We start from the raw sequence: 23,824 nt of genomic DNA on the forward strand, positions 1-23,824 counted from the left end.
ACCCGGGATCACTCGTCGTAGGTTACTTCGACCGAATCCGTCTCGGGATGGGCCTGACAGGCCAGGATCAGCCCCTCGGCGAGATCCTGAGGCTCCAACACATCGTTGACCTCCATGGTGACCTTGCCGTTCTTCAATACGCAGGCGCAGGCGCCACAGTGCCCCTCCCGGCAGGAGAACGGGGCATCGAGGCCCTTGTCGAGCAGCAGGTCCAGCAGCTTGACGTGGCGGGGCCATTCAACGGTGTGGGTCTCGCCGTCCAGTTCGACCGCGACGGTGGCCGGCGCGGTCTCCTCCGAGCCCTCCGGCGCCTCGGTGATCTTGACCGCGGCGAACGGGTCGCTGTCCAGCGACTTGAACACCTCGAGATGGATCTGCTGGGCCGGGACGTTCAAGGCCTCCAGGGCGTCCCGCGACGCCTGCATGAACGGACCCGGGCCGCAGATGAAGGCCTGACGGTCGGTGAAGGGGGCGCTCAGCTGGGCCAGCGCGGCGGCGCTCGGCAAGCCCTGCACCGACTCCAGCCAGTGCACGACGGTCAGCCGATCGGGGTACTTGGCGGCCAGTTCGCGCAGCGCGGCGCCGAAGATCACCGATCGCTCATCGCGATTGGCGTAGACCAGCGTCACCTTGCCGTTGCCCTGCGACAGCGCCGACTTGCAGATCGCCATCATCGGGGTGATTCCGCTGCCGGCGGCCAGCAGCAGGAAATCGGAGTCCAGCGACTTGGGTACGAAGGTGCCCGACGGCGCCAGCACGTGGACCCGCATCCCGGGGCGGGCGTGGTCGCACAGCCAGTTCGACGCGTAGCCGTCGGTGGTCCGTTTCACGGTCACGGTCAGCGAGTCGTCGGTGAACGGGGAACTGCACAGCGAGTAGCAGCGGGCCACCGAGCCGGTGCGGTCGCTGGGGATCCGCAGCGTCAGGAACTGGCCCGGCGAGTACTTCAGCCGCTGCGCGGTGATCTCCGGATCGGCGGGCCCGTCCGGGACCCCGAAGACCAGCGAGCAGGCGTCGTCGGTCTCGGCGATGACTTGCGCGATCTGCAATTCCAGGACGTGGCTACCCAATGGTTCGTCCGGAATGGTCTCCGCCACAGCCCGCCCCTCATCGTCGGTCATAACTAGAACAGGTTACAGAAAACCGGTCCGGTATCGCTACCAGCCGCAGGAACACCCCGCTCGACACAAATCGGAACGTGTTCTAATCTCACTCTAGGCGGGTTGAAAAACCGGGCCGCTAACCTGCTCACTCCTGGGAGGCAATCTAGTGACGTCCATTCAACAGCGTGACGCGCAGTCGGTGCTTGCAGCCATCGACGATCTACTTCCGCAGTTGCGCGAGCGCGCTCAGGAGACCGAGGACCTGCGCAAGATTCCCGACGCCAACATCAACGCGCTCGAGGAGATCGGCTTCTTCAAGCTGTTGCAGCCCGAGCAGTGGGGCGGCCTGCAATGCGACCCCGCGGTGTTCTACGAGGCGGTCCGCCGTATCGCCAGCGCGTGTGGCTCGACCGGCTGGGTGGCTTCGATCATCGGCGTGCACAACTGGCACCTGGCGCTGTTCGATCAGCAGGCCCAGGTCGAGGTCTGGGGCGAGGACGCCAACGTGCGGGTCTCGTCCTCCTACGCCCCGATGGGCGCCGGTGTGGTGACCGAGAAAGCCGACGGCTACATCGTCAACGGCTCCTGGAACTGGTCGTCCGGCTGCGACCACGCCACCTGGGCGTTCCTGGGCGGCCCGGTGATCAAGGACGGCAAGCCGGTGGACTTCGGCAGCTTCCTGATCCCGCGCGCCGAGTACACGATCGACGACGTCTGGCACGTGGTGGGGCTTCGCGGCACCGGCAGCAACACCGTGGTGGTCAAGGACGTCTTCGTCCCGCGGCACCGCTTCCTGTCCTACAAGGCGATGAACGACCAGAGCGCCGGTGGTTACGCCACCAATACCGCGCCGGTCTACAAGATGCCGTGGGGCACCATGCACCCGACCACGATCTCGGCCCCGATCATGGGCATGGCCTACGGCGCCTACGCGGCGCACGTAGAGCACCAGGGCAAGCGGGTCCGGGCGGCTTTCGCCGGGGAGAAGGCCAAAGACGACCCGTTCGCCAAGGTTCGGATCGCCGAGGCGGCCAGTGACATCGACGCCGGTTGGCGGCAGCTGATCGGCAACGTCGCCGACGAATACGCCCTGCTGGCGGCCGGCAAGGAGATTCCGTTCGACCTGCGGGCCCGCGCCCGCCGCGACCAGGTTCGTGCCACCGGCCGGGCCATCGCCTCCATCGACCGGCTTTTCGAGGCGGCCGGTGCCACCGCGCTGTCCAACGACGCGCCGGTCCAGCGATTCTGGCGTGACGCGCATGCGGGCCGGGTACACGCCGCCAATGACCCGGAACGGGCCTACATGATCTTCGGCAACCACGAATTCGGGTTGCCGCCCGGCGACACAATGGTCTGATCGGGCGCCGGCCCGGGACATAGACGAGCTTTGCGGGAGGTATCGCGATGAGTATCCGTTCGCTGGGGTATTTGCGGATCCAGGCCACCGACATGGCGGCGTGGCGGGAGTTCGGCCTGAAAGTTCTCGGCATGGTCGAGGGCCAGGGCGCGACCGAAGGTGCGCTGTATCTGCGGATGGACGACTTCCCCGCCCGGCTGGTGATCGTGCCCGGCGACACCGACCGGCTGCTGTCGTCAGGCTGGGAGTGCGCCAACGCCGCGGGGCTGACCGAGATCCGGCAGCGCCTGGAGGCCGAGGGCACGCCCTACAAGGAGGGCACCGCGGCCGAACTGGCCGAGCGCAGCGTCGTCGAGATGATCACCTTCGACGACCCGTCCGGCAACACCCTGGAGGTGTTCCACGGTGTCGCGCTGCAGCACCGTCGGGTGGTCAGCCCGTATGGGCACCGGTTCGTCACCGAGGAACAGGGTCTGGGCCATGTGGTGTTGTCGACTGCCGACGACGCCGAGGCGCTGCACTTCTACCGCGACGTGCTCGGCTTCCGGCTGCGTGACTCGATGCGGCTGCCCCCGCAGATGGTAGGCCGCCCGGCCGACGGCGACCCGGCGTGGCTGCGGTTCTTCGGCTGCAACCCGCGCCACCACAGCCTGGCGTTTTTGCCGATGCCCACCCCGACCGGCATCGTGCACCTCATGGTCGAGGTGGGCGAGGCCGACGATGTCGGGCTCTGCCTGGACCGGGCCTACCGCCGCAAGGTGCCGATGGCCGCCACCCTGGGCCGGCACGTCAACGACAAGATGCTGTCGTTCTACATGAAGTCTCCCAGCGGGTTCCAGATCGAATTCGGTTGCGAGGGACTGGAAGTCGACGACGACGACTGGGTGGCCCGGGAGAGCACCGCGGTCAGTCTGTGGGGGCATGACTTCACGGTGGGCATCGAGACATAGCAGTGAGCTCCGAATCGACGAAAGACGACCTTCCGATCGACCCGCGCGCGTTTCGCAACGTACTCGGTCAGTTCTGTACGGGCATCACCATCATCACCACCGTGCACGACGGCACGCCGACCGGGTTCGCCTGCCAATCGTTCGCCGCGTTGTCGCTGGACCCGCCGCTGGTGCTGTTCTGCCCGACCAAGGTGTCGCGGTCCTGGCAGGCCATCGAGGCCAGCGGAACGTTCTGCGTCAACATCCTGGCCGAAGAGCAGAAAGAGGTCTGCGCCCGATTCGGCTCTCGCGAACCGGATAAGTTCGCCGGGGTCGACTGGGAGCCCTCCCCGCTGGGGTCGCCGATACTGGCCCGGTCGCTGGCCCACATCGACTGCACGGTGGCCTCGGTGCACGACGGCGGCGACCACTTCGTGGTTTTCGGTGCGGTGCAATCACTTTCCGATGTGCCCGAAGTGAAGCCCCGACCGCTGCTGTTCTACCGCGGTGATTACACCGGTATCGAGCCGGAGAAGACCACGCCCGCGCAATGGCGCGACGACCTGGAGGCGTTCCTCACCGCCACCACCGACGACACCTGGCTGTAGTTTCGCTTCCCCGCGAGCAGTCACGAAAACTCCTGAATCGCCCGGATTTCAAAGGCTTTCGCGAGTGCGGTGCGGGCGTCTCAGTGCCAGCGTTGCTGGTGTTCGGCGTGCGTGCGCAGGTACGCCCCCGGGCGATAGAACTCGTCGTAGAAGTCGGTGTCGAGGTGCTGCGCCTGCAGGTACATCAGGACATGCACGGTCGGTACGGTGCCGGGCAACTTGCCGAACGTGTCGTAGATGTAGGACGCCTGCAGTGTGACCAGCTCGGCGATACCGTCCGGTGGCAGCGCCGAGCCGCGCACGGCCGGGCTTGCCGACCAGGGGCCCGGGGTAGCGGCGTGTGACGGCCCGCCGGGACCGAACTTGCGGGCCACCAGTTTCTGTACCCCCTCGGCCACCGACGCCACATGCGGCGGGCTGAGCGTCTCGAAATAGCCGGGCAGCCCGGTGACATTCGGGAAGGGCCAGCGCGCATCGGCATCGGCGACGAAACCCAGCCCGGGCGCCCGCGGGTCACCGGTACCGCCCAGCACCGACAGCCGATCCAGACCATCGAAGATCCAGCCGCCCAAGCCCATCGCCTGCAGCCCCAGCGCCCCGTTGTGGGCGGCGATCGACAGTTCGGCACTGGCCTCGGTCAGGGTGTACTGCTCCACGAACGACAGCGGGATCGGGTCATCGGCGTGCGCCAGATGCGAAAACCCTTGCAGGCCTGGGATATCGCGGCCGTTGATGTCGTCGGTGACGCGGTAGCCGTTGGCTGCGAAGAACCAGAGGTTCTCCAGCAGATGCTCCGCCAGATCGGCCGCGGCGAACGCCAGCAGACTGCCCGGGTGGTTGCCGATCCAGGTGTTGTGGCCCTCCATGTAGGGCTCTTCACGGGGTAGTTCCAAGCGTGAATCCGACAGCCGCACATAGGAATCCGCAGTGTGGCTGATCCAATCCTCGATGGTGTCGAGCTGCAGCGGTTGCTGGTCGCGGGTGGGCAGCAGATAGCAGCCGGTGTCGTCGGTGAAGAACAGCTGACTGGTGTGAAAGCCCGCCGCCGACGGCATCGCACGGCCGGTGGCGCTGCCCGGGTAGTTGGGCAGCGCCGGGGCGTATCCGGGATGGTGCGCGATGCCGTCATGCCAACCGGTGACCCCGGCCATCAGGGAGAGCAGCAGCGCCCGTTCGACCTCGGAGAGGGGCTGCACGGGCCGGCGGCTGGTGTAGGCCAGGGCGCCGGCCGGAATGGCACCGCCGACCGGGAACCGCCGGGACCGGCGTCCGGTGATCGCGGCGAACAGGCCGAACCCGGCCGCCTGCGCCAGCGCGGCCCGTTCGTGGTCGCTGATCGCCAGGGCCATGGCGGATCTACTTGCTGACGGTCTCCAGCAGCATGGCCAACTGGGTCGGGGAGACCGCGATGCCGCACTGGTTCTTCAGGTCGGTCAGCGGCGCGGCGATGCCCTGCAGCGCCGACAGCTGGTCGAGGTGGCCGACGAAGTAGCCCTGCACCGAGGACTTGGCCTGGTCCGCGGGCATGGTCGCCGCGGCGGTCAGCACGTCGTTGGCCTCCGGGTGGTCGTTGAGGAATCCACCGGCCTGGCCCAGCACGCCGCTGGCGGTGGTGCTCAAGCCGGCAGCTGTGCAAGGTGCCGGCGCGGCATCGGCCGGCGCGGTGGTCCCGGAGGCGGAGGCGGCCACCGCACCGAGGATGCCGACGGCTGCCGCGCCGATCGCCAGGCGAGTAGTGGTTGTGCGCATTGCTGTGGTCCCTTCGATCAGGTAAGTCGAGATTGTGAACAAACCTACCGGAGCGGCAGCCACCCGCGGATTCGATGCAACGCTTCGGAGATGTCGGCGGTCGGTCCGGCGAACGACAGCCGGACGAAGGTGTTGCCGCGCTCGGGGTCGAAGTCGACACCCGGCGCCACGGCGACGCCGGTGTCGGCGAGCAGTCGCGCGCAGAACGCCAGCGAATCGTCGGTGTACTCCGCTACGTCGGCGTAGACGTAGAACGCCCCGTCGGTGGGCGCCAACTTCTCGATGCCCATGCCCCGCAGCCCGTCCAGCAGCAACTCCCGGTTGGCCGCGTAGTGCCGCAGGTGGCCATCGGACTCGGCGATCGCCTCAGGGGTGAAGGCGGCGACCGCCGCGTACTGGGGCAGCACCGGCGGGCAGATCGTGAAATTGCCGGTCAGGCAGTCCACCGCGCGCCGCAGCGCCGGCGGTACCAGCAGCCAGCCCAGCCGCCAGCCGGTCATCGCGAAGTACTTGGAGAAGCTGTTGGCCACCACCGCGTTGCGGGAGGTCTGCCAGGCACAACTGGTCTGTGGGGCGCCGTCATAGACCAGGCCGTGGTAGACCTCGTCGCTGATCAACCGCACGCCCGACTCGTCGCACCAGCGGGCGATCGCGGCCAGCTCCGCCGGCTCCAGGACGGTGCCGGTCGGATTGGCCGGGCTGGCGACGATCACCCCGGCCAGCGGCCCGGGAATCTCGGCCAGCGCCGCCGCGGTGGGCTGGAAGCGGGTCGCCGGCCCGCACGGGATCTCGATCACCTCACAGCCCAGCGCGGTCAGGATATTGCGGTAACACGGGTAGCCGGGGCTGGCGATCGCCACCCGGTCGCCGACGTCGAAGCAGGCCAGGAACGCCAGCAGGAAACCGCCCGACGAGCCGGTGGTGACCACCACGTCGTCGGGATCTACGGCCAATCCGTAACGACTTGCGTAGGAACCGGCGATAGCCGAGCGCAGCTCCGGGATCCCCAGCGCAACGGTGTAGCCGAGCTGGTCGGTCTGTAGGGCCGCAGCGGCCGCCGCGCGAACCGGCTCGGGCGCACCGACGCTGGGCTGCCCGGCGGACAGGTTGACCAGGTCGCCGTGGCTGCGCTGGCGTTCGGCGGCGGCCAGCCACACATCCATCACGTGAAACGGTGGGATGCCGGCGCGCAGTGCCGCGCGGTCCAGACGGCCCGTCATGTGCCGACGGCCAGGAAGGTGAACGGTTCGGCGACGGCGAACTGCGACGACGTCTCACCGGCGAAGGTGTTGGAGTCGTCGTCGCCGAGTGCGAGTTTGCGTACCGCGGCGCCCTGCGTGAAGTCGAGTTTCTTCAGATCAACCCAGAACACGTTGGGTGTCAGCGCGGATTCGAAACAGTACAGCTTGTGGCCGTGGTGGGCGACGGTGCGCCACCGTGTCGAGGCGATGTTGGGCTCGCCGGGCGTGGAGATGCCGAACGGCACAGACACGTTGCGCACCACGCTGAGCACCGATGCGAGCGCGATCTTCGGGTGCTCGGATTTGGGTATCGCGTTGACGTAGAACGAGGCCCGCGCGAACCGGTCGGCTGCCCGGTTGGTACCGGGCAGCATGACGGTGCCTCCGAGCTGCTCCCAATAGGCGTTGACCGCGAGCTGCTGATCAAAACTCGGGGAGTTCGTCATCACCTGATAGTCGCGGCTGTGGTGGATAACCTGTCTGCCACCAATGTATTCCACGATCGCACTGTCTCCGCTCGCGTCCGACATCGACAGATGTAGGGTCGCCAGGCGATCCTCGCCGGGTACGCCGTCGGTGACCACGACGAACGGTTCGGTGTTCAAGGCGGCGACGGCCTCGGCCACGGTGGCGAAGTTGTCGAGTACGTACTGAGCCCAAAGCGCGACGGACAGCCCGGGCCGGGAACCGTCATAGCCGGGGTACTCCGATTCGGCCAGCCACAGCAGGTTGGCGGACAGTCCCTCCTCGTTCAGGCCGTCGGTGGTGCAGATGTCGTACCCGGTGGCCACGACGCTGCCGTATTTCGCCGTCCACTCAACAGAGTTCGCCCCGGCCTGCCCCGTCCTCCGCACGCCGCGTGGCAGCGCCCAGAGATTGGTCGCCAGATCCAGCTTCCAGTCCATCGACCGCCCGGTGATGATGTTGCCGTTCGGTCCCAGATAAACCAATCGGGTACACATGCGTCTACCGTACGGGACCTTTAGAACACCTCGGCCTGTAACCGGCGCAGGTGTTCGGCCGGCTGACCCAGCAGCTGCGAACCGCCGTGCGCGCGTTTGAAATACAGCTGGATATCGCTTTCCCAGGTGATCGCAATGCCGCCGTGCAGCTGAACCGCCTCGCCGGCCACTGTGGAGAACGCCTCGCTGGCAACGACTCTGGCGAGTGCGGCCGACGTCGGCGACGGCTCGGAGAGTGCGTCGTCGACGACGGCGCGCGCAGTCGAGACCGACACATACAGGTCGGCCATCCGGTGCTTGAGGGCCTGGAAGCTGCCGATCGGCCGGCCGAACTGCACCCGGTCCTTGGTGTACTGCACGGTCAGGTCCAGGCAGCGGGTGGCCGCGCCGACCTGCTCTGCGGCCAGCAGGATTGCCGCGCAGTCGGCGATGCCGGGGTCGGTCCCGATCTCCTGAGTCTGCTCGGCGGTGATCCGGCCCAGCCGGCGGGTGGGGTCCATGGTGGCCACCGGCTCGGTGTTGAAAGTGATCCAGCGGTTGAGCCGGCTGCCGTCGGAGCCCACGACGACGTCCGCGATGTCACCGTTGACCGCGTAGTCGGCATCGAAGACGACCGCCCCGATAGCGGCGCCTTCCACCAGCTGTTCGAGGGCCTGCGTGTCGGGCCGCTCGGCGGCCAGCAACGCCAGCTCGGCCAGGACGGTACCCAGCAGCGGCGTGGGCACCAGCGCCTTGCCCAGCTCCTCGAGAACGACCGCGACATCACCCAACTGACCACCGGCGCCGCCGAGCTCCTCGGGCACCACCAGGGCGGCGGCACCGACCTGCTCACACAGCAGCCGCCACAGCGTCTCGTCGTAGCCCCGCTCGGACTCCATCGCGGCGCGGACGGCTTCGGGTGTGGCGTGCTTGTCGACCAGCGCGGCGACGGTCTGGCGCAGCAGGTCACGTTCTTCGTTGTGGGCCACTTAGATCGCCTCCAACACTCGCCGCCGGTGAGCGGTCGGGTCACCCCACGCGGGACGCAGGGCCTGCACCCGCAGCAGCCACAGCGACAGGTCGCATTCACTGGTGAAGCCGATCGCGCCGTGGGTCTGCAGCGCCGAGTGCGCGGCCAGCAGGGCCGCATCGGAGGCGGCCACCTTGGCCGCGCTCACGTCCCGGGCGGTGTCGGCGGAGTCATCAGCTAGCGAGAGCGCGGCCCCGTATACCAACGGGCGGGCCAGCTCCAGGGCGATGTGCACGTCGGCCAGCTTGTGCTTGATCGCCTGGTAGCCGCCGATCACCCGGCCGAACTGGGTGCGCTGCTTGGCGTAGTCGACGGCCGTATTGAGCATGGCCTGCCCGGCGCCGATCAGCTGTGCCGCGGTGGCCAGTGCCCCCACCTCGTAGGCGCGGACGGTGTCGGCGTCCCAGGATTCGCCGGTCGCGGTGACATCGAAGACGCCGCGGCTCGGGTCCACCGAGGCGTGTCGGGTACCGGTCTGGGCCTGGTTGACCTTGCCGCCCTCGGCCAGCAGAACGAGGTCGGCGGCCTCGGCGTCCACGGCCCGCGGGGTGTGCGGCGGCAGCGCCACGGTGGCGATCAACTCACCGCCAGCCAATGCGGCCAGCCGCTCACCGGCGTCCGGTGCGCCGGCCAGCAGCACCGGCGCCACCGCAATGGACTCCGCCACCGGCCCCGGTACGCACCAGCGGCCGAGCGCTTCCATGGCCAGAACCAGATCGACCGGGTGGGCGCCGATGCCGTCGAACTCCTCCGGTACGGCCAATGCGGTGACGCCGAGTTCGGCGAGCCGGCTCCACACCCGTCGGCCCGGCTCGGGGTTGCCCTGCCCCCAGGCGCGCACCGCGCCGGGCACGTCGGCCGCAGCGAGGGCGGCGTCGATGCTGGCCGCGAAGTCGCGCTGTTCTTGGTCTAGATCGAATTTCACTTCTTCTCCCGGGGCAGGCCCAGCAGCCGCTCGGCGATGATATTGCGCTGAATCTCGTTGGTGCCGGCGTAGATGGGGCCGCCGAGTGCGAACAGGTAGCCGTGGGTCCAGGCGTCGGCCAGCTCGCCGTCGGCGCCGCGGATGTCCAGGCCGGTCTGGTGCAGCGCGACGTCCAGGTCCGACCAGAACACCTTGGTCACCGAGGACTCCGCGCCCAGCTCACCGCCGGCGGCCAGCCGGGTCACGGTGCCAAATGTCTGTAATCGGTAGGCCTGCGCCTTGATCCAGGCGTCGGCGACGCGGTCGGTGAACACCGGATCGCTGCCGTGCTGTCTCCACATGGCCGCCAGCTTCTCGGCGCCCACCACAAACCGGGCCGGGCTGCGCAGGCTCATGCCGCGCTCGTTGCTCGACGTGCTCATCGCGGCGCGCCAGCCTTCGTTCGGCACACCGATCACGTCGTTGTCCGGCACGAAGACGTCGTCGAGGAAGATCTCGCCGAAGCCGGTCTCCCCGCCGAGCTGTTCGATGGCACGAACCGTGATCCCGTCGGCCTTGAGGTCGAACATGAAGTAGGTCAGGCCGTGGTGGCGCTGGGCCTCCGGGTCGGAGCGGAACAGTCCGAAACCGCGCTCGCCGAATGGGGCCCGCGAGCTCCAGATCTTCTGCCCGTTGAGCTTCCAGCCGCCGTCGACCTTGGTCGCCGTCGAGCGCAGTGACGCCAGGTCGCTGCCGGACTCCGGCTCTGACCACGCCTGCGCCCAGATCTCCTCGCCGCTGGCCATCTTCGGCAGGATGCGGTCCAGCTGCTCTTGCGTGCCGTGCGCGAACAGCGTCGGCGCCAGCATCGAGGTGCCGTTGGCGCTGGCGCGCCCCGGTGCGCCGGCGCGGAAGTACTCCTCCTCGTACACCACCCACTGCAGCAGGCTGGCGTCGCGCCCGCCGTATTTCTTGGGCCAGGCGATCACCGACAGGCCGGCGTCGAAGAGCACCTTGTCCCAGCGACGGTGCTGCTCGAAACCCTCGGCGGTGTCGTAGGACTCAGTCGGGAACTTGTCGGAGTTCGCCGCCAGGAAGCCGCGGACCTCGGCGCGAAAGGCCTCGGTCTCGTCATCGAAATTCAGGTCCATCTAGGCCCACTCTCTCAACTCATGCTTGACCACCTTGCCGCCGGGATTACGCGGCAGGGAGTCAGCGAACGTCACCGATCGTGGCGCCTTGAAATTCGCCAGATGCTCACGGGCATAACTGATCACGGCCGTCTCGTCCAGCTCTGAGTCGGGCCGGCGCACGATGAAGGCGCGGCCCACCTCGCCGAGGCGTTCGTCGGGCACCCCGATCACCGCCACGTCGGCCACCCCCTCGAGCCGGGCCAGCACCTGCTCGATCTCGGCCGGGTAGACGTTGAAACCGCCGCAGATGTACATGTCCTTGAGCCGGTCGGTGATCCGCAGGTTCCCGGCGGCGTCCACGGTCCCGATGTCGCCGGTGTGCAGCCAGCCCGCCGCGTCGATCGCGGCGGCGGTGGCCTCCGGGTCGTCGAGGTAGCCGAGCATGATGTTGGCGCTGCGCAACAGCACCTCCCCGGATTCGCCGATGCGCAGCTCGAAGTCGGCGATCGGACGCCCGCAGGTGGTGGCGACGGTGACGGCGTCATCGTCAGCGCGGCACATGGTGGCGAACCCGCCGGACTCGGTCAGCCCGTAGGCGGTGAGCACGATGTCGATGTCGAGTTCGGTCTGCATCCGCTCGATCAGCACCACCGGTACGGTGGCCGCTCCGGTGACCGCGAATCGCAGCGAGCTCAGGTCATAGCGGTCGCGATCGGGGTGATCCAGCAGGGTCTGATAGATCGTCGGCGGCCCGGGCAGCACGGTGATCCGGTGGGACTCGATGGCGCGCAGCGCGCCGGCCGGGTCGAAGGTCAGCTGTGGGATCAGGGTGGCCCCGGTCTGCAGGCAGGCCAGGATCCCGGCCTTGTAGCCGAAGTTGTGGAAGAACGGGTTGATGCACAGGTAGCGGTCCTGCGCGGTCATCTGCCCGCATTCCGCCCATGCCGCCGGGCCGGCCAGCGACTGCCGGTGGGCGCAGAGCACGCCTTTGCTGCGGCCGGTGGTTCCGGAGGTGAACAGGATGTCGGACAGATCATCGGGTTCGACCGCGGCGGCGCGCGCATCGACGTCGGCGGCCGGCACCGCCGCACCCGCGGCGATGAACTCGTCCCAGGAGGCCGCCGCGCTCGCATCGTCTTCTTGGACGGGCACGCGGACCACGTGCTGCAGATCGGGTAGCTGGTCTCGGTCGAGTTCGGTGAGCCGGTCGGTCTTGAGGAACCGGCCCATGCCGACCAGCACCTTGGCCTTACTGCGGGCCAGGATGTCGGTGGCCTCCGCGGCGGTGTAGCGGGTATTCAGCGGCACCAGCACGCCGCCGGCGTAGTGGGTGCCCAGGCAGGTGATCACCCAGTGCCAGGTGTTGGGCGACCAGAGCCCAACCCGGTCGCCGGGCTGCACGCCCAGGGCGACCAGAGCCGCGGCGGCCCGTCGCACCTCGTCGCGCAGGCTCGCGTAGGTGAAGCGGTTTTCCTCGGTGACCAGGGCATCATGGTCGGGCAGCGCGCGCGCGATGTGGTCCAGGGCCGCAGGCGTGGTCTGCGGTTCGGTACTCATAGGCGCTGCTCCTCCCCGTCGCTGAACTCTGCATGCCGTCAGCGCGGGCTCCCTGGGCTCGACGGCTCGTAGCCGAGCAAGTGCTTGGTAGGTTAGCCTACAAGGGTGCAAGCAGTCGAGGAGTTCCGGGCTGAGGTCCGTGCATGGCTGGCCGACAACCTGGTCGGGGAGTTCGCCGAGCTCAAGGGCCTCGGCGGCCCGGGACGCGAGCATGAGGCGTTCGACGAGCGGATGGCATGGAACCGCCATCTGGCCGACGCCGGACTGACCTGCCTGGGCTGGCCGGTGGAACACGGCGGGCGCGGCCTGTCGGTCGCGCACCGGGTGGCGTTCTATGAGGAGTACGCCCGCGCCGACGCGCCCGACAAGGTCAACCACCTGGGCGAAGAGCTGCTGGGGCCGACCCTGATCGCCTTCGGCACGCCCGAGCAGCAGCAGCGCTTCCTGCCCGGCATCCGCAATGTCACCGAACTGTGGTGCCAGGGCTACTCGGAACCGGGCGCGGGCAGCGACCTGGCCAACGTGGCCACCACGGCCGTCCTCGACGGCGAGGGTCAGCAGTGGCGCATTAATGGCCAGAAGGTGTGGACGTCACTGGCCCACCTGTCGCAGTGGTGCTTCGTGGTGGCCCGCACCGAGAAGGGCTCCAAGCGGCACAACGGGCTGTCGTATCTGCTGGTGCCGTTGGATCAGCCGGGGGTCCAGATCCGCCCGATCGTGCAGCTCACCGGCACCTCGGAGTTCAACGAGGTGTTCTTCGACGACGCGGTCACCGACGCCGACCTGGTGGTCGGCGAGCCCGGCGACGGCTGGAAGGTGGCGATGGGCACGCTCACCTTCGAGCGCGGCGTATCGACGCTGGGGCAGCAGATCCGTTATGCGCGTGAGCTTTCCGCGCTGGTCGAAGTCGCGCAGCGCAACGGCGCCGCGGAGGACCCGCTGATCCGCGAGCGGCTCACCCGTTCCTGGGTCGGCCTGCGGTCGATGCGGTCCTACGCGCTGGCGACCATGGACGCCGAGCAGCCTGGCCAAGACAACGTTTCGAAACTGCTGTGGGCCAACTGGCATCGCGATCTGGGCGAGCTCGCCATGGACGTCATCGGGCCCGATTCGATGGTGCTCGCCGACGGCGACTTCGACGAGTGGCAGCGGCTCTATTTGTTCACTCGCAGCGACACCATCTACGGCGGGTCGAACGAGATTCAGCGCAACATCATCGCCGAGCGGGTTCTCGGCCTACCCCGGGAGGCAAAGGGATGAGCCTGACTTCGGATCTGTCCAAGGCGCCGGAAGAGATCGCCGGCCATGGCCTATTGGCGGGCAAGACGGTGCTGGTGACCGCGGCGGCCGGCACCGGGATCGGCTCCACCACCGCGCGCCGTGCCTTGGTGGAGGGCGCCGACGTCGTGGTCTCCGATTACCACGAGCGCCGACTTTCCGAGACCCGGGACGAACTGGCCGCCCTCGGGCTGGGCCGGGTGGAGGCGGTGGTCTGCGACGTGACCTCGACGGCCGCGGTGGACGCGCTGTTCGAGGCCGCCGTGGCGAGGATGGGCCGGCTCGACGTGCTGGTCAACAACGCCGGGCTGGGAGGTCAGACCCCGGTGATCGACATGACCGACGACGAATGGGACCGCGTCCTGAACGTGACCCTCACCTCGGTGATGCGCGCGACCCGCGCGGCGCTGCGCTACTTCCGGGGCGTCTCCCATGGCGGTGTGATCGTCAACAACGCCAGCGTGCTGGGTTGGCGCGCCCAGCATTCCCAGTCGCACTACGCCGCGGCCAAGGCCGGGGTGATGGCCCTGACCCGCTGCAGCGCGATCGAGGCGGTCGAGTACGGGGTGCGGATCAACGCCGTGTCGCCGTCGATCGCCCGGCACAAGTTCCTGGAGAAGACCAGTTCGGCCGAGCTGCTCGACCGGCTCGCCGACGGCGAGGCATTCGGGCGGGCCGCCGAACCGTGGGAGATCGCCACCACCATCGCGTTTTTGGCCAGCGACTACTCCAGCTACCTGACCGGCGAAGTCATCTCGGTTTCCAGCCAGCGCGCCTGACGCCATGACACGCCGTGACGAACTCCTGAACCTGGCTGCGGCGATGATCGCCGAGCGTGGCCTGCGCGCCACGACCGTGCGCGACATCGCCGACGCCGCCGGGATCCTGTCCGGCAGTCTGTACCACCACTTCTCCTCCAAGGAGGAGATGGTCGACGAGGTACTGCGCGACTTTCTGGATTGGCTGTTCGCCCGTTACCAACAGATCGTCGATCACGAAACCGATCCGCTTGAGCGCCTCAAGGGACTGTTCCTGGCTTCGTTCGACGCGATCGAGCACCGGCACGCCCAAGTCGTCATCTACCAGGATGAAGCCAAGCGGCTGTCGTCTCACGAGCGGTTCTCCTACGTCGACGAACGCAACCGTCAGCAACGTAAGATGTGGCTTGACGTGCTGCAGCAGGGCATCGAGGCGGGAATTTTCCGGCCCGACCTCGACGTCGACCTGGTCTATCGCTTCATCCGCGACACCACCTGGGTATCGGTGCGCTGGTACCAGCCCGGTGGCCCACTGACCGCCGAACAAGTCGGCAGACAATACCTCGCCATCGTCCTGGGTGGCATCACCAAAGAAGGAGTCTGAAATGGCCGCACAAGTCTCTGAGGCGTACGTCATCGACGCCGTTCGCACCGCCGTCGGCAAGCGCAACGGGTCGCTGGCCGGTGTCCACCCGATCGACTTGGGCGCGTTGGCGTTTAGCGGCCTGCTGGACCGGGTCGGTGTCGACCCGGCTGCTGTCGACGATGTGATCACCGGCTGCGTGGACGCCATCGGCGGCCAGGCCGGCAATATCGGCCGGCTGGCGTGGCTGGCGGCCGGCTTCCCCGAAGGGGTGCCCGGGGTCACCGTCGACCGTCAGTGCGGTTCGTCCCAGCAGGCCATCTCCTTCGGCGCGCAGGCGATCATGTCGCGCACCGCGGACCTGATCGTGGCCGGCGGCGTGCAGAACATGAGCTGGATCCCGATCTCGTCGGCAATGGTCGTCGGCGAGCAGTTCGGCTTCACCTCGCCGACCAACGAGTCGAAGAAGTGGCTGGAGCGCTACGGCGACGAAGAAGTCTCCCAGTTCCGCGGTGCAGAGATGATCGCCGAGCGCTGGGACATCTCCCGCGAGGACATGGAGCGTTTCGCATTGCAGAGCCACCAGCGTGCGTTCACCGCGATCGCCGAGGGTCGCTTCGACAACGAGATCATCGATGTCGACGGTTTCCGGGTGGACGAGTGCCCGCGCGAGTCCACCTTGGAGAAGATGGCCGGCCTCAAGCCACTGGTCGAGGGCGGCCGGCTGACCGCCGCGGTCTCCAGCCAGATCTGTGACGGGTCGGCCGCGGTGCTGCTCGCCTCCGAAAGCGCAGTGCAGACGCACGGCCTGAAGCCCCGCGCCCGCATCCACCACATCAGCGCCCGTGGTGACGACCCGGTGATCATGCTGACCGGCCCGATTCCGGCCACTCGCTACGCGCTGGAGAAGACCGGCCTGAGCATCGACGACATCGACGTCGTGGAGATCAACGAGGCGTTTGCTCCGGTGGTGCAGGCCTGGATGAAGGAGTTCCCGATCGACCCGGCCAAGGTCAACCCCAATGGCGGGGCGATCGCGCTCGGGCATCCGCTGGGGGCCACCGGGGCCAAACTGTTCACCACGATGCTGCACGAGCTGGAGCGGACCGGCGGCCGGTACGGGTTGCAAACCATGTGTGAGGGCGGCGGTACGGCAAACGTCACCATCATCGAGCGGCTTGACGGCTAAACTTCTGTCTCATGGGAGCGATAACGACTCCGGCGCCCGCGGGACGAAAGATCCGCGGGCTTGACGCCGAACAGCGCCGCGCACAGCGCCGCGATCAGCTCCTGACCGCGGCATTTGATCTGTTCGCGCAGGACGGCTACGTCAACACCTCCATCGAGCAGATCTGTCAGACCGCCTATGTCGGTAACAAGGCGTTCTATGAACTGTTCGACAGCAAAGAAGACTGCTACCTCGCGTTGATGAACGAGATCGGTGAACGCATCGAGCGGCAGGTCGCCGATGAGCTGGGACGGTCCGACCCCGACGAGGCGGAAGAGGCGACTGTGCGCCGGGTTCTCGCCGCCTTCGCGCACGCGCTGGTCGACGATCCGCGAGTGGCGGTGGTGACGTTCCGGGAGTCCACCGGCATCTCGCCCCGGGTCGAGGCGCAACGGCGGAAGAATCGTAAATGGGCCGCCGACTTCGTCGAGTCGTTCTGGCGCAGCAAGGCAAAGCCGGGTGAGGACATCGATTACCGGGCGATGGCGGTCGCCACCGTCGGGGGCCTGTTTGAGACGGTCGTGGATTTCCTGCATGAGACCGATCCGCCGCGGTCGATCGACGACCTCACCCGCGACCTGACCTCATTCCTGCTCGCAGTCGGTAACGGGATCCACCTGCCCACCCGGTAACGACGTCAGCCCACCAGCCCGGAGATGACGTCGTCGACCGTGCGCCTGGCCAGCGCCTCCAGTTCGCGACGGCTGGTGCCGCGCAGCGGTCCGTGCAGGGCCAGCTCGGCGAAACCGTGTGCCGCGGACCAACAGGGCCACTCCGCGCCGGCGCGCCGGTTCGGTTGAAGCACACCGGCGTTCGTCATCGCATCGAGCGCGTCCACCAGTGCGCGAAACGGTGGCGGGACCCGGTCCTCTTCTCCGTCGAGCCTCGCTGAACCGCTCGGCTGATGCGGCGGTCCCAGCTTCGCCTCTCCTCCGTCGAGCCTCGCTGAACCGCTCGGCTGATGCGGCGGTCCCAGCTTCGCCTCTCCTCCGTCGAGCCTCGCTGAACCGCTCGGCTGATGCGGCGGTCCCAGCTTCGCCTCTCCTCCGTCGAGCCTCGCTGAACCGCCGAAGAACGCCACGGCGAACCACCCCGGTTCGTCCAGGGCGAACTCGATGTAGCCCAGACCGACTGCGCGCAGCTGATTGTGCGCCCTGGTCTGCGCCGAACCGCGCCGGTTCACCGGTTTGAGCATGCGTGCGGCCATCCGGTCCTGGATCGCTATCGAGACCGCGCCCAGCAGCGCCTCGCGGTCGGCGAAGTGCCGGTAGGCGGCGTTGGGGGAGACCCCGACGCGCCGGGTCACCTCCCGGATGGTCAGTGCCTCCGGGCCGCCGGTCCGGGTGAGCTGCAACCCGGCGTCGATCAGGGCTGCGCACAGATCGCCGTGGTGATACCCGGCCTTTGTTCCAGCCACCTCTTGACAGCCCCCTCGAGTCAAAGTGTACGGTGTCAACATACTCAATGTGGACGCCGTACACATGACAACGGGAGGATTTCATGTCGACGACCTTGGGATTGCCGCCCGTGGTAGATCCATCAACGTGGCAGCGTGAGCTGGACGCCCTTCGCGTACGGGAGAAGGCGGCCACCCGCGAACTCGACGCGATCGCCGCGCAACGTCGCCGGCTGCCGATGGTCGCCATGCCCGAGTATGTGCTCGAGGGTGAGAACGGGCCGGTGCGACTGGTCGACGTGTTCGACGGCAAACGACAGCTGATCGTCTACCACCACATGTGGTTTCCCGGCCAGGAGTGGCAGTGCCCGGGATGTACCGGGTTCACCTCGCAGTTCACCCGGCTGGAGTTTCTGGCCGGCTACGACGCGCGGTTCGTCATCGTCACCCAGGGCCCGATTGACGAAGCGATCGCCTACAAGCGGCGGGTGGGCAACCGGATGGACTGGTACAGCACCGCCGGAAGCCCGTTCGGAGCCGACGTCGGCGTCCCGGCGGGCGGCCAGTTCGCGATCAATGTCTTTCTGCGTCACGGAGATACGGTTTACCGCACCTGGTACACGAACCGTCGTGGCTGCGAACAGCTCAGCCACATGTTCGGATTGCTTGATGTCCTTCCCTATGGGCGTCAGGAGGTATGGCAGGAATCTCCGGACGGCTGGCCGCAGTACCCCACCTACAGCCGCTGGGCGAGCTCCCCGGAGATCGCCCAGGCATACGGCGCCGATTGATCCCAACAAGGTAAGGAGCATGATGACCCCAACCAACACCGGCCTGACGACGATCAGCCTCGTGTGCTTACCGACACCAGAGCAGGACAAGGCGGTTGCGTTCTACGAGTCGCTCGGATTCGAGAAGCGCACCGATGAAGAGTTCGGCGGCGGCTACCGGTGGATCGAGGTCTACCCGCCCAGCGGTACGACCGGTATCGCGCTGGCACCGCCGCCGCCGGAAGGTGGGGACGTGGTGCCGACCGTCACCGGAATCACGTTGACCACCAGCGACATCGACGCAACCCACGCGGCCTTGCAGGAACTCGGGGTCGACGTCGACGACGTGTCCCGGATGGGCGCGCCGGTTCCGCCGTTGTTCTGGTTTCGCGACCCGACCGGGCACACCCTGATGGTTGCGGAGGTCTGAGCACCGCGCCGAGCGGAAGTCGTCCGACGCCATCTCAGCCCACTGGGCTGGACGATCGTGAGGATGGGCGCCCTCACCGTCGCGCGCTGTGCTGGCGCTGTCGGCCGACGGAGGGGCCGGCCGTAGCGAGCGGCCAGCTGACCTGGATCGGGATCGGTCCATTGGGCAGCCACGGCTGCTCGGCTACCGCGTCGGCGACCCTCCAGCTGCCGCGCTCCGTGACGCCCAGTGCGGCGTCGATCACCTTGTAGTGCTGGACGCTGCTGTCCTTGGCCTGCGACTCCACCCAGACGATGATGAGCTCACCGGGCTCGAAACCTGCCTGTCGTTGCACGGCAGCGATCATGTCCTCGTCGTGCAGATGCCCGTCTCCGAAATTGAACCCGATCAAGGTGTTGCAGGCGAACTCTGCCTCGCGAACTGTCCGGTTGTCGATGTCGGGCAGGTTCTTCAGCAGCACCGAGAGCAGGCCGCGCCCCTGGCTGTGCATACACCGCCAGGCGATTGCCTGCTGCGTGGTGATCTCGGCCCACTTCGGCTCGTAACCGAACTCGACGAACTGGTCGACCTGGTTGCGCGCCGAGCGAGTGACCTTGTCCAGCTTCGCTTCGGCGCCGGGCGCGAACGCCCAGACCGCCGATGCCCAGTTGCCGGCATACTGCCGCATCGATGGCAGGAACGACACCTTGTCCGGACGGAGATTGCCCAGGACCGGGAAGAAGCACAGCCCGGCCACGATCGCCAACGTCAGCCACGACGAGGACATCTCGGTGACCGCGTAGCCGTCCCAGGCGGGGAAGCCGAGGAACAGGAAGACGGTGGCGTAGCCGAACACCACATTCCATTCCAGCGGCACGGCCAGCGGGAACGTCATGATGATGAACAGGTGGAAGCAGACCATCAGCAATGCGGCCACCACCGTCAACCGCATGTTCGTGGAGAACAGCAAGACCAGCGGAGTGACCAGTTCGACGGTGGTGCCGAGGGCATGCGCCATGAGGTCCGCGGTCCGCGACGGGCGCAGGTCCCGCGGGAAGTCGCGATACTGCGCACGCCGCAGGTGCTTGAAGGGGACCAGCGGGGTGTTGCTGATCATCGGAGGAATGACGTTGGAGAAGTGCTTACCGAACTTCGAGATGCCCGCACCCAGCCAGACGATCACGATCAACAGTTTCAACGCGATGATCATGTTGGTGAAATTCCAGAACGGCAGGACCGCGAAGAAGAACAGCGCCGGCAGATACTGCTCCCCGCGGGCGGCCAGAAAGATCGTCTTGTCCCGTAGGCCGATGAGCACCAGCAGCACGATGGGTGCGATCAGCAACGCCGGCGCGACGAGCCCAGAAGTGTTGTCCGGGAGAGCTTCTGACAGTGACTCGCTGTGCACTCCGGGTGCGGACAACGCGACGGCCAGGCTCACCAGCAGCGCAAGGTAGACCGTCACATCGAACCAGGTGCGGCGGTCACCGTCGGTGAACGGCATCCATTTCCACGGCCGGAGCCGGATCGTGCCCGGCCTGGCCCAGAACAGGATGCCGCCGGTCATGGGCTTGACCTTGCCGGCGAGCGGGCCCCAGGAGCCCGCCACGCCGACGACTTCGAGCAGCACCACCCACAGGATCACTTTTTGGTAGACGATGGGTTGGTTCCACCATTGTGCAACGTGCCAGAACGCCGGCAATCCCGATGTCACCGTCGCAAGGGTGATGCCACCCAGGACGAAGAAGAAGACCAACTTCGTGAGGTAGATGGCGTGAACCATCCTGGGCGTGCCGAATCCGTTGTCCACCCAGTTCAGGGCGAGGATGTGGACCCGTTCCATCAGGGGCTTCTGCAGAAACTCGTCCGGGTCGACCTGCGGCAGATTCGGCTGGATGAAACCCATGTTTTCGCTCCTTCAGGTGCGGCGACTAGTCGGTTGCGGCGTAGTGCTTGCGTAGCGCCGGCTTGTCGATCTTGCCGACCGGATTCTTCGGAAGGTTGTCGAGAATGGTGATCGCCACCGGCTGTTTGTATTTCGAAAGCGAGCGGCGAAGGTGCTCGCTGATCGTATCGGCACTGCTAGCCATGCCTGAGTTGAACGAGACGAACAGCACGGGCTCTTCGCCGTATTTCGGGCTTCCCCGGCCGATCACGGCAGCTTCGGCGATCTCGGGCAGCTGATAGACGACGTTCTCGATCTCCTTGGGATAGATGTTCTCGCCACCGCGGATGATCATGTCCTTGGCCCGGTCGACCAGGATGAGGTAGCCGTCCTCGTCGAGACGACCGACATCCCCGGTGCGCAGCCAACCGTCGACGATCGTCTTCGCGGTCTCCTCCGGGCGGTTGAGATAACCGCGCATGACGTTGGGGCCCTTCACCAGCACCTCGCCGGTTTGCCCCGCCGGGAGGGCGTTCCCGTCCGCGTCGGCGATCCGAATCTGTTGGCCGGGCAGCGCAACTCCGACCGTGCCGGCCTTGCGCACACCGCCGAGCGGGTTGCCGGTGCTGGCGCACGTTCCTTCGGAAAGGCCGTAGCCCTCGATGATCGGGATCCGGTAGCGGGACTCGAATCTGTCGAGCAGTTCGACACTGGCCGGTGCCGCACCGCAGACGGCGAACCGGAACGAGGATGTGTCCGGCTGCACCTCGGGGGGCAGATCGGACAGCATGGTGTAAATGGTCGGCACTGCGGAGAAATAGGTGGGTCGGCTGCGCTCGACGCGGTCGAAGAATGTCGTCGGGCTGAACCGCCCGGCGATGACGGTGCTGCCGCCAGCGATGAGCGGCGCCAGGGTGCCCACGACGATGCCGTTGACGTGGAACAGTGGCAGGACCAGCAGGCTGCGGTCGGCGCTGGTCAAGCAGAACGCGTCGATCACCATGCGGCACATGACATTCAGATTGGCGTGGTCGAGCATCACGCCCTTGGGGCGGCCGGTGGTGCCGCTGGTGTAGACCAGCAGTGCCAGGGCGTCGTCCGCATGCTTCGCCGGCGCGTGGTCGGGGGCCGGCCCGCCGGTGGTCAGTTCACGCGCGGTCAACATCACCGGCGCCGGGGCGCAGTCGAGCATCTGCTCGACGATGAGCACCTTCGCTGCTGCGTCCTGGACCTGGTGGGTGACTTCGGCGGGCAACAACGACGGGTTGACCGGGGTGACGGTGGCGCCGAGGCGCCACGCGGCGAACAGGGCGATGACGAAGTCGGCCGTGTTCGGCAGCATGATCGCCACCACGTCGCCCGCCGACACCCCGTTCCCACCCAGTGCGCTCGCCGCCCGCTGCACCGCGGCCAGCAACTGCGTGTTGTTCAGCTCGGTTTGATCGTCGGCAACCGCTGGCGCCGCCGGTGATAGTTCGGCGCGGAGATCGGGCAGCGCCCCTAGGTGCATGGCCGCTCTCGGGTCCGTGGTCATCAGCGTCTGAACCTAGGGTGGAATGTGTCGGCGCACACCGTTACCAGGCAACAGCGTGGCGCGCCCGATTTGTTTCGCGGAAACAACCCGACCTGCCCGATCTGAACAGTTCTCCAACAGAACCGCATAAGATTTGTGGATGCTGGAGCGGAGCGGCGACGACTCGACGGTCGTCTCCGAGTCGGCGGCGGTAATCGCAGGGCTCGAAGGCCGGCTGGACGAGGTGACCGATGTGGTCGTGCAGCACCTGCTGGCAGAAATCGCCGAGCTGCGCGGCGAGACCCAGCTACTGGAGCTCCTTCGCGCCAGCGCCGAGCGAAACATCGACACCGTCTTCTCGGCGATCCATCACAACATCCCGATCGAGCATGTCGAGCCGCCGACCGCGGCGCTCGAACATGCGCGGCGGCTGGCTCAGCGCGGAGTGCCGGCAAACGCCCTTGCGCGCGCGTATCGGCTCGGCCAACAGACAATGCTGGACCTCGTCCTCAACGAAGTTCAGCTGGCCGACCTGGACCCACGACGGAGCCTCGCCGTCTTTCGGCAGCTCACCAGCATCACGTTCAAGTACATCGATAGGATTTCGCAGCAGGTCATCGCCGCCTACGAGACTGAGCGGGATCGCTGGCTGGAGACGCAGAACAGCACGCGCGCGTTACGCGTTCGCGAACTGCTGGATACCGAGACCGCCGACGTCGATGCGGTGAGCCTCGCAATCGAATATCCGCTACACCGTTGGCACCTCGCCGTGGTGGTCTGGTGTCCCGACACCGATCAAGACGACGAACTGGTTCGCATGGAGCGGCTGGTCCGTGGCCTCGGCGAGACCCTGGGAAGTCAGGGCCGTCCGCTTTTCGTCGCTGCGGATCGGGTGACCGGCTGGGCGTGGATCCCGCTCACGGTCAACTCCGCTCGAGATGCGGTGAGTCGTACGCGCCGCTTCGCCGAGGCGGACAAGCAGGCACCGTCACTCGCGATCGGCGACCCACTGCCCGGCGTGGACGGCTTCCGGCGTTCGCACCGTCAGGCGCTGGGCGCACACGCGGTTGCTCTCGCCGCCGGGCCGGATGCGCAGCGAATCCTCGCCAATAACGATTCGGGCCTGTCCGCCGCGGCGCTGCTCGCCGACAAACTCGACGTGGCGCGCATCTGGGTCGCGGAGGTGCTCGGCCCGCTGGCTTGCGATACCGAAGCCGACGAACGGCTCCGGGAGACGGTGCGGGTGTTCCTGCGCGCCGGTTCGAGCTACAAGGCGGCTGCCGCGGAGCTGAACTTGCATTTCAACTCCGTGAAATATCGCATCCAGCGTGCCGAGGAACGCCGCGGCCGGCCGATCAGCAACGACCGGCTCGAGGTGGAATTCGCTCTGCTGTTATGCCATTGGCTGCGCGCTGCGGTGCTACGCGCCCTGTGACATCAGCGGATGACCGC

23 protein-coding genes are annotated in these 23,824 nt (G+C 67.2%); 11 read left to right on the forward strand and 12 right to left on the reverse strand.

Translation table 11 applies throughout. The features are described from left to right. Positions 1-8 precede the first annotated feature (8 nt). Positions 9-1,097, reverse strand: a complete 1,089-nt coding sequence (locus G6N23_RS01565; protein ID WP_095174266.1) for a 2Fe-2S iron-sulfur cluster-binding protein — start codon at positions 1,095-1,097, stop codon at positions 9-11. 172 nt (positions 1,098-1,269) lie between these two features. Here G6N23_RS01565 and hsaA point away from each other — a divergent pair, with 172 nt between their 5' ends. From hsaA to hsaB, 3 genes are read left to right on the forward strand one after another with little or no spacing between them, the layout of a single operon-like run. Then, a complete protein-coding gene (gene hsaA / locus G6N23_RS01570; protein WP_085261457.1) occupies positions 1,270-2,460 on the forward strand; it encodes a 3-hydroxy-9,10-secoandrosta-1,3,5(10)-triene-9,17-dione monooxygenase oxygenase subunit in 1,191 nt (396 codons plus the stop codon). A 47-nt stretch (positions 2,461-2,507) separates the two neighbouring features. After that, the gene (hsaC, locus tag G6N23_RS01575; RefSeq protein WP_085261458.1) at positions 2,508-3,410 is read left to right on the forward strand and encodes an iron-dependent extradiol dioxygenase HsaC; all 903 of its coding nucleotides are present in this window, start codon (positions 2,508-2,510) and stop codon (positions 3,408-3,410) included. A gap of 35 nt (positions 3,411-3,445) precedes the next feature. Next, entirely contained in the window at positions 3,446-3,997 is a 552-nt protein-coding gene (hsaB, locus tag G6N23_RS01580; RefSeq protein ID WP_173675086.1) for a 3-hydroxy-9,10-secoandrosta-1,3,5(10)-triene-9,17-dione monooxygenase reductase subunit, read from the forward strand. Positions 3,998-4,077: 80 nt separating this feature from the next. On the opposite strand, the gene G6N23_RS01585 is transcribed toward hsaB, so the two are convergent. Genes G6N23_RS01585 through fadD3 form a run of 8 tightly spaced genes read right to left on the reverse strand, consistent with a single transcriptional unit; the run spans position 4,078 to position 12,552 of the window. Then, positions 4,078-5,346, reverse strand: coding sequence for a hypothetical protein (locus tag G6N23_RS01585; protein WP_085261460.1), 1,269 nt, complete (start codon positions 5,344-5,346; stop codon positions 4,078-4,080). Positions 5,347-5,353: 7 nt separating this feature from the next. Further along, on the reverse strand, positions 5,354-5,746 hold the full coding sequence (locus G6N23_RS01590) for a heme-binding protein (protein WP_085261461.1): 393 nt from the start codon (positions 5,744-5,746) through the stop codon (positions 5,354-5,356). A gap of 44 nt (positions 5,747-5,790) precedes the next feature. Further along, on the reverse strand, positions 5,791-6,966 hold the full coding sequence (locus G6N23_RS01595; RefSeq protein WP_085261462.1) for a pyridoxal phosphate-dependent aminotransferase: 1,176 nt from the start codon (positions 6,964-6,966) through the stop codon (positions 5,791-5,793). Beyond that, on the reverse strand, positions 6,963-7,949 hold the full coding sequence (locus G6N23_RS01600) for a bile salt hydrolase (protein WP_085261463.1): 987 nt from the start codon (positions 7,947-7,949) through the stop codon (positions 6,963-6,965). The genes G6N23_RS01595 and G6N23_RS01600 overlap by 4 nt, the downstream gene beginning before the upstream one ends. 20 nt (positions 7,950-7,969) lie before the next feature. Beyond that, entirely contained in the window at positions 7,970-8,917 is a 948-nt protein-coding gene (ipdE2, locus tag G6N23_RS01605) for an acyl-CoA dehydrogenase IpdE2 (protein ID WP_085261464.1), read from the reverse strand. After that, the gene (locus G6N23_RS01610; protein WP_085261465.1) at positions 8,918-9,883 is read right to left on the reverse strand and encodes an acyl-CoA dehydrogenase family protein; all 966 of its coding nucleotides are present in this window, start codon (positions 9,881-9,883) and stop codon (positions 8,918-8,920) included. It abuts the gene before it with no gap. Continuing rightward, entirely contained in the window at positions 9,880-11,013 is a 1,134-nt protein-coding gene (locus tag G6N23_RS01615; protein ID WP_085261466.1) for an acyl-CoA dehydrogenase family protein, read from the reverse strand. Before G6N23_RS01615 ends, G6N23_RS01610 begins: the two co-directional genes overlap by 4 nt. Continuing rightward, positions 11,014-12,552 (reverse strand): 3-((3aS,4S,7aS)-7a-methyl-1,5-dioxo-octahydro-1H-inden-4-yl)propanoate--CoA ligase FadD3, encoded by a 1,539-nt coding sequence (fadD3, locus tag G6N23_RS01620; RefSeq protein WP_085261467.1) that lies wholly within the window; start codon positions 12,550-12,552, stop codon positions 11,014-11,016. Between the two features lie 105 nt (positions 12,553-12,657). Between fadD3 and ipdE1 the strand changes: the two genes are divergently transcribed. The 5 genes from ipdE1 to G6N23_RS01645 are packed head-to-tail and all read left to right on the forward strand — an operon-like array spanning position 12,658 to position 17,031. Continuing rightward, positions 12,658-13,812, forward strand: coding sequence for an acyl-CoA dehydrogenase IpdE1 (gene ipdE1, locus G6N23_RS01625; protein WP_085261468.1), 1,155 nt, complete (start codon positions 12,658-12,660; stop codon positions 13,810-13,812). Beyond that, on the forward strand, positions 13,809-14,609 hold the full coding sequence (ipdF, locus tag G6N23_RS01630) for a (5R,7aS)-5-hydroxy-7a-methyl-1-oxo-2,3,5,6,7,7a-hexahydro-1H-indene-carboxyl-CoA reductase (protein WP_085261469.1): 801 nt from the start codon (positions 13,809-13,811) through the stop codon (positions 14,607-14,609). The genes ipdE1 and ipdF overlap by 4 nt, the downstream gene beginning before the upstream one ends. A gap of 4 nt (positions 14,610-14,613) precedes the next feature. Next, a complete protein-coding gene (gene kstR2, locus G6N23_RS01635) occupies positions 14,614-15,192 on the forward strand; it encodes a TetR family transcriptional regulator KstR2 (protein WP_085261470.1) in 579 nt (192 codons plus the stop codon). Between the two features lies 1 nt (position 15,193). Next, positions 15,194-16,360 (forward strand): steroid 3-ketoacyl-CoA thiolase FadA6, encoded by a 1,167-nt coding sequence (gene fadA6, locus G6N23_RS01640; RefSeq protein WP_085261471.1) that lies wholly within the window; start codon positions 15,194-15,196, stop codon positions 16,358-16,360. Between the two features lie 11 nt (positions 16,361-16,371). Next, positions 16,372-17,031, forward strand: a complete 660-nt coding sequence (locus G6N23_RS01645) for a TetR/AcrR family transcriptional regulator (protein ID WP_085261472.1) — start codon at positions 16,372-16,374, stop codon at positions 17,029-17,031. Between the two features lie 5 nt (positions 17,032-17,036). On the opposite strand, the gene G6N23_RS21760 is transcribed toward G6N23_RS01645, so the two are convergent. Beyond that, a complete protein-coding gene (locus G6N23_RS21760; RefSeq protein ID WP_157997550.1) occupies positions 17,037-17,816 on the reverse strand; it encodes a TetR/AcrR family transcriptional regulator in 780 nt (259 codons plus the stop codon). 83 nt (positions 17,817-17,899) lie between these two features. On the opposite strand from G6N23_RS21760, the gene G6N23_RS01655 reads away from it, so the two are divergent. Beyond that, positions 17,900-18,586, forward strand: coding sequence for a DUF899 domain-containing protein (locus G6N23_RS01655; protein ID WP_085261474.1), 687 nt, complete (start codon positions 17,900-17,902; stop codon positions 18,584-18,586). 19 nt (positions 18,587-18,605) lie between these two features. After that, positions 18,606-18,995, forward strand: a complete 390-nt coding sequence (locus tag G6N23_RS01660) for a VOC family protein (protein ID WP_085261475.1) — start codon at positions 18,606-18,608, stop codon at positions 18,993-18,995. Between the two features lie 73 nt (positions 18,996-19,068). On the opposite strand, the gene G6N23_RS01665 is transcribed toward G6N23_RS01660, so the two are convergent. Both G6N23_RS01665 and G6N23_RS01670 read right to left on the reverse strand, forming a co-directional pair. Beyond that, the gene (locus tag G6N23_RS01665; RefSeq protein ID WP_085261476.1) at positions 19,069-20,880 is read right to left on the reverse strand and encodes a DUF3556 domain-containing protein; all 1,812 of its coding nucleotides are present in this window, start codon (positions 20,878-20,880) and stop codon (positions 19,069-19,071) included. 25 nt (positions 20,881-20,905) lie between these two features. Next, positions 20,906-22,369, reverse strand: a complete 1,464-nt coding sequence (locus G6N23_RS01670) for a class I adenylate-forming enzyme family protein (protein ID WP_085261477.1) — start codon at positions 22,367-22,369, stop codon at positions 20,906-20,908. Between the two features lie 163 nt (positions 22,370-22,532). Between G6N23_RS01670 and G6N23_RS01675 the strand changes: the two genes are divergently transcribed. Further along, positions 22,533-23,807 (forward strand): PucR family transcriptional regulator, encoded by a 1,275-nt coding sequence (locus tag G6N23_RS01675; RefSeq protein WP_085261478.1) that lies wholly within the window; start codon positions 22,533-22,535, stop codon positions 23,805-23,807. The last annotated feature ends 17 nt before the right edge of the window (positions 23,808-23,824 follow it).

Source organism: Mycolicibacter terrae (genome assembly GCF_010727125.1).
Taxonomy (GTDB): Bacteria; Actinomycetota; Actinomycetes; order Mycobacteriales; family Mycobacteriaceae; genus Mycobacterium; species Mycobacterium terrae.